General features: G+C 71.0%; 5 protein-coding genes. 4 read left to right on the top strand and 1 reads right to left on the bottom strand.

What is annotated here, in order from left to right; genetic code table 11:
* Positions 1 to 334: 334 nt before the first annotated feature.
* On the bottom strand, positions 335 to 1,792 hold the full coding sequence (locus ABZ208_RS38710; RefSeq protein WP_356914138.1) for a regulator: 1,458 nt from the start codon (positions 1,790 to 1,792) through the stop codon (positions 335 to 337).
* A gap of 239 nt (positions 1,793 to 2,031) precedes the next feature.
* Between ABZ208_RS38710 and lipB the strand changes: the two genes are divergently transcribed.
* The 4 genes from lipB (at position 2,032) to ABZ208_RS38690 (ending at position 5,097) form a co-directional block, all read left to right on the top strand.
* On the top strand, positions 2,032 to 2,829 hold the full coding sequence (lipB, locus tag ABZ208_RS38705) for a lipoyl(octanoyl) transferase LipB (protein WP_356914137.1): 798 nt from the start codon (positions 2,032 to 2,034) through the stop codon (positions 2,827 to 2,829).
* Between the two features lie 123 nt (positions 2,830 to 2,952).
* Positions 2,953 to 3,933, top strand: a complete 981-nt coding sequence (gene lipA, locus ABZ208_RS38700; RefSeq protein WP_356914136.1) for a lipoyl synthase — start codon at positions 2,953 to 2,955, stop codon at positions 3,931 to 3,933.
* Positions 3,934 to 4,160: 227 nt separating this feature from the next.
* Positions 4,161 to 4,370, top strand: coding sequence for a hypothetical protein (locus tag ABZ208_RS38695; protein WP_328401465.1), 210 nt, complete (start codon positions 4,161 to 4,163; stop codon positions 4,368 to 4,370).
* Between the two features lie 19 nt (positions 4,371 to 4,389).
* Positions 4,390 to 5,097 carry a DUF4191 domain-containing protein gene (locus tag ABZ208_RS38690; RefSeq protein WP_328401463.1) on the top strand — a complete coding sequence of 236 codons (708 nt, stop codon included), beginning with the start codon at positions 4,390 to 4,392 and terminating at the stop codon, positions 5,095 to 5,097.
* Positions 5,098 to 5,145 lie beyond the last annotated feature (48 nt).

The raw sequence follows: 5,145 nt of genomic DNA, 5'->3' as shown, positions 1-5,145 counted from the left end.
GTCGTGTCCGGGACGTAAGGCGTCGTAAGTCTTGAGCGGGGCAAGTCCCGGGAAAGCAGTCCCGGACACGAGCCCCGGAGCGGCCCAACGCCCCGCTCCCGGACCAGGTCAGGCCCGGGAGCCACGTGCACGCACGACTAGGGTCCGCACGCAGGACCGGGCCACCCCCGGGAGCCCCCGGCGTCGCCGCCCGCCCAAGGGCACCGCCCCCGCTCGGGCAACGGTCACGGCCCCCGGCCCGCCCGAGAACCGCGCGCCCCGAGGGCACCACGCACTCCGGTCCGAGCCGCGCCCCGGGGGCGCAGCCCCGACCCGCCGCCCGCCCAAGGGCCCCTCAGCCAAGTGCCGCGACGCGGTCGCGGTACGTCCGGACCGCCGACGCGTCGCGGTACGGCTCCAGGCGGCGCTCGAAGTCCCGCACATACTCCGTCGCCCGCGCCGACCGCATCTCCGACGCCTGCAACGCCGCCTCCGCCCCCAGCGCGCACGCCTGGTCCAGTTCCCCCAGCCCCAGCCGCGCCGACGCCAGGACGACCCGGCAGAACAGCCGGCTGCGCGCGAACGCGGGCGCACGCAGCTGGAGCGAGCGCTCCGCGTGGTGCGCCGCGGAGCGGAACTGCTGCAGGTCCCGGTGGCAGTGCCCGAACTCGTCCGCGAGCTGCGCCTCGTCGAAGGAGCGGGCCCAGTGCGGCACGTCGTCCCCCTGCCGTGCCGCCTCCAGCGCCCGCTCCGCCCGCACCAGCGCCGCCGCGCACGCCCGGGCCTCGCCCAGCACCCCGTGCCCGCGCGCCTCCGCCGCATGCAGCATCGCCTGGACCAGCGGCGGCGCCGAGGCGCCCACGCCTTGCTGGGCGACCCGGGTCAGCTGCACCGCCTCGCGGCCATGGCCCAGATAGACCGCCTGGCGGCTCATGGTCACCAGCACGTAGGAGCCGTACGCCCGGTCCCCCGCCGCCTGCGACAGCCGCAGCGCCTGCACGAAGTACCGCTGGGCCAGGCCGTGCGCGGCGATGTCGTACGAGGTCCAGCCGGCCAGTCTGGTCAGATCCGCCGCGGCGGAGAACAGCCGGCGGCCGGTCACTTCCCCGTACATGCCGCGCAGCATCGGCTCGCACTCGTGCTCGAGGTAGCGCACCAGGGCCTGGCGGGCGTGCCCGCCGCCGTACGCGTGGTCGAGCGTGCGGAACAGGTCGCCGACCGAGCGCAGTGCCGCGATGTCACCGGCGGAGACCTTCTGTCCCGGTCCGCGGTCGGTCGTCCGCTCGGGCCCGCGCTGCCGCGGCACGGAGGCCCGCCCCTGAACCGGGATACGGACCCCCGCACCGGGCACGGGCTCGCCCCGGCCCACCCGCTCGTCCGCCCGCCCGATCAGCCAGTCCCGGCTCGGCACGACCAGACCGGCGGGCGTGAACGCGATCTTGCGCAGTTCCGCATGGCTGCCGGAGTCCTTGCGCCACAGGCCGCCGACGATGTCCACGGCCTCCTCGGGTGTGGCCGCGAACTCCAGGCCCGCGTAGACGGGCGCGCAGGCGTCGAGTCCGAGGTCCTGCGCCGACAGCCGCCGGCCGAGCCGCCGGGTGAACACCTCGGCGATCAGTGCCGGTGTCGTACCGCGGGGCTGCTGGCCGCGCAGCCACCGGGTCACGGATGTCTTGTCGTACCGCAGATCCAGGCCGTGCTCGAGGCCGAGCTGGTCCACGCGGCGGGCTAATCCCGCGTTGGAGAAGCCGGCCTCTGCGATGAGTGCGGCGAGCTGACGGTTGGGGGTGCGCTGTGGGGTGCGTTCTGACATCTGGTGTCGGGTCTCCTGCCTTCCGGGCCAGAAGCAGCCCTCATGGAACGGCGCGAATTTAGCGGCCCTTCCCGGCAGTACCGCCGCCTTCGCCCCACATTCATCCGATCGTGTGAGGATTGACGGCGGCACATGACGGGGGCCCTCCCGCTCCACCTGCCCCGCCACCGTGTTCCGGACCGCCGTACAGTGGCGGGGGCCCTGATGACTGCAGGGTGAATGCTTTAGGAGGCACAGCCGTGAGTGAGCTGCGGTTCGTCCGACTGGGATTCGGCGACGAGGCCGTCGAGTACCAGCAGGCATGGCAGAAGCAGCGCGACGTCCACGCCGCCCGCTTCGCCGACGAGATCCCGGACACCTGTCTGCTGCTGGAGCACCCGCCCGTGTACACGGCGGGGCGGCGCACGGCGGACAGCGAGCGCCCTCTGGACGGCACGCCGGTGGTCGACGTGGACCGCGGCGGCAAGATCACGTGGCACGGTCCGGGTCAGCTGGTGGGCTACCCGATCCTGAAGCTGCCGCGCCCGGTGGATGTCGTGGCCCATGTGCGCCGCCTGGAGGACGCCCTGATCCGCACGTGCGCGGAGTTCGGCGTGACGACGTCACGGGTGGAGGGCCGCAGCGGCGTGTGGGTGCTCGGCGACCCGCTCGAGCAGCGCCCGTCGGTCGGGGGCCTCTCGCTCGACTTCGACCCCCGCCTGGACGACGAGGAGTTCGACCCGCGCCTGAACGGCCCGGAGTACGCGCCCTCCAACGCCGGCCAGCGCCGCGAGGACCGCAAGCTGGCCGCCATCGGCATCCGTATCGCCAAGGGCGTGTCGATGCACGGCTTCGCCCTGAACGTGAACCCGGACAACACCTGGTTCGACCGGATCGTGCCGTGCGGCATCCGCGACGCGGGAGTGGCCTCGCTCGCGGGCGAGCTCGGCCGTGACATCACCATCGAGGAGGTGCTCCCGGTCCTGGAGCGGCATCTGCGCGAAGTGCTGGAGAACGCGGAGCCGCGGCCCCGCGAGATCGAGAAGGCGTCCGTCTGACGCCCCTGGCCACCGGCCAGGGGAATGGAGACCTCTGGCCACAGGTTGGCCAGACGTAAGGATGCACTTTTAACGGGCGTACCCTGGTGTTCGCCGAAGAATCGAAGCTGTAGGGAGCCGGTCGTGTCCGCAGTCGCACCCGACGGACGCAAGATGCTGCGCCTGGAGGTCCGCAACAGCCAGACCCCCATCGAGCGCAAGCCCGAGTGGATCAAGACCCGGGCGAAGATGGGCCCCGAGTACAACCAGCTGCAGAAACTCGTCAAGAGCGAGGGCCTGCACACGGTGTGCCAGGAAGCCGGCTGTCCGAACATCTTCGAGTGCTGGGAGGACCGTGAGGCGACGTTCCTCATCGGCGGCGACCAGTGCACCCGGCGCTGCGACTTCTGCCAGATCGACACCGGCAAGCCGCAGGCCCTGGACCGTGACGAGCCGCGCCGCGTGGGCGAATCGGTCGTCACGATGGACCTGAACTACGCCACCATCACCGGCGTCGCGCGCGACGACCTCGAGGACGGCGGCGCCTGGCTGTACGCGGAGACCGTGCGCCAGATCCACGCGCAGACGGCGGACCGGGAGGCCGGCCGCACCAAGGTCGAGCTGCTGATCCCCGACTTCAACGCGGTGCCCGAGCAGCTGGCCGAGGTCTTCTCCTCCCGCCCCGAGGTGCTCGCCCACAACGTGGAGACCGTGCCGCGGATCTTCAAGCGGATCCGGCCCGGCTTCCGCTACGAGCGCTCGCTCGAGGTCATCACGCGCTCCCGCGAGGCGGGACTCGTCACCAAGTCGAATCTGATCCTCGGCATGGGCGAGACACGCGAGGAGGTCAGCGAGGCGCTGCAGCACCTGCACGACGCGGGCTGCGAGCTGATCACGATCACCCAGTACCTGCGCCCGTCCGTGCGACACCACCCCGTCGAGCGCTGGGTGAAGCCGCAGGAGTTCGTGGAGCTCCAGGAGGAGGCCGACGAGATCGGCTTCTCCGGTGTGATGTCGGGCCCGCTGGTGCGGTCGTCGTACCGGGCCGGGCGGCTCTTCCAGCAGGCCATGGAGCGCCGCGGCGCCGTTGCCGCCGCAGGCACCACGGCCGCCGAGACTGTGTGAAATCAGGCACAAGTAGTTACTGGCCAGTAATGGCCGGATGGGCGCGGTCCGTACCCTCCCCGCAGGTCGGGGGCGGCGTACGGACCGCGTCAGTATTTTCCGGACGCGCGTAAACGTTTCATCGGTGTTTGACCGACCAGTCACACCCTGGTAACACCAATCAGTGACTCTGGTGTCACGCACCGCTCATCCTCAACGCCGACGCCTCTCCTGAGGAGGACCTCCCCATGCAGGCCGCTCCGGTACGTCCCGTAAGCGCGACCGCCATCCCGTCCGTCACCGACGCCCTGCGCGCCATGGAGGCGCTGCTTCTGGGCAGCGGTCAGCGCACCGCCCGCCGCAACGCGTGGAACGCCGTGCTCGAGGACCGGCGCCGGGCCAAGGACCGGGTCGAGGCTCAGCATGTACTGGAGGCCGCGGCTGGCCACCGTTCCTAGGCCACGTAAACTTCAAGGCATGGCGAGGAAGGCAAACACAGACAGCGCTGACGCTGCTGCGAACACTGGGCGACTGAAGCAGATCGCCCTGACGTACAAGATGACCCGGAAGGCCGACCCGAAGGTCGGTCTTGTCGTCGCGGCTGTGGGAATCGTCACCTTCGGTGTCTTCCTCGCGATCGGTTTCTTGATCGACCACCCCATCTACCTGGGGATTCTCGGATTCCTGCTGGCGTTCCTGGCGATGGCGATCGTCTTCGGGCGCCGCGCGGAGCGGGCGGCCTACGGGCAGCTGGAAGGCCAGCCGGGTGCTGCGGCCTCGGTGCTGCAGAACATCGGGCGCGGCTGGAGCTTCACGCCGGCGGTGGCGATGAACCGGAGCCAGGACGTGGTGCACCGGGCCGTTGGCCGGGCCGGCATCGTGCTGGTGGCCGAGGGCAACCCGAACCGGGTGAAGTCTCTGCTGGCGGCCGAGAAGAAGAGGATGAACCGCGTCGTCGTGGACGTGCCGGTGCACGACGTCATCGTCGGCAACGGCGAGGGCCAGGTGTCGCTGAAGAAGTTGCGCACGACGCTGATGAAGCTCCCGCGTGTCCTCACCGGGCCGCAGGTGACGTCGGCCAACGACCGGCTGCGCGCGATGGGCGACCTGATGAGCAACATGCCGCTGCCGAAGGGCCCGATGCCGAAGGGCATGCGGATGCCGCGCGGCGGAAAGATGCGCTGACCGATACACGGAGAACGCGGAAGGCGGCCGGGACGATGTCCCGGCCGC

Origin of the sequence: Streptomyces sp. NPDC006208, from assembly GCF_040613775.1 — a bacterium.
Taxonomy (GTDB): domain Bacteria; phylum Actinomycetota; class Actinomycetes; order Streptomycetales; family Streptomycetaceae; genus Streptomyces.
Note: the sequence above shows the minus strand (reverse complement) of the source record. Positions and strands in the feature narration are given on the sequence as shown.

Bases quoted from the DNA above. Each gene is read 5' to 3' on its own strand.
- ABZ208_RS38690 (WP_328401463.1), top strand. From the start codon at position 4,390: ATGGCGAGGAAGGCAAACACAGACAGCGCTGACGCTGCTGCGAACACT.
- ABZ208_RS38695 (WP_328401465.1), top strand. From the start codon at position 4,161: ATGCAGGCCGCTCCGGTACGTCCCGTAAGCGCGACCGCCATCCCGTCC.
- ABZ208_RS38710 (WP_356914138.1), bottom strand. From the start codon at position 1,792: ATGTCAGAACGCACCCCACAGCGCACCCCCAACCGTCAGCTCGCCGCA.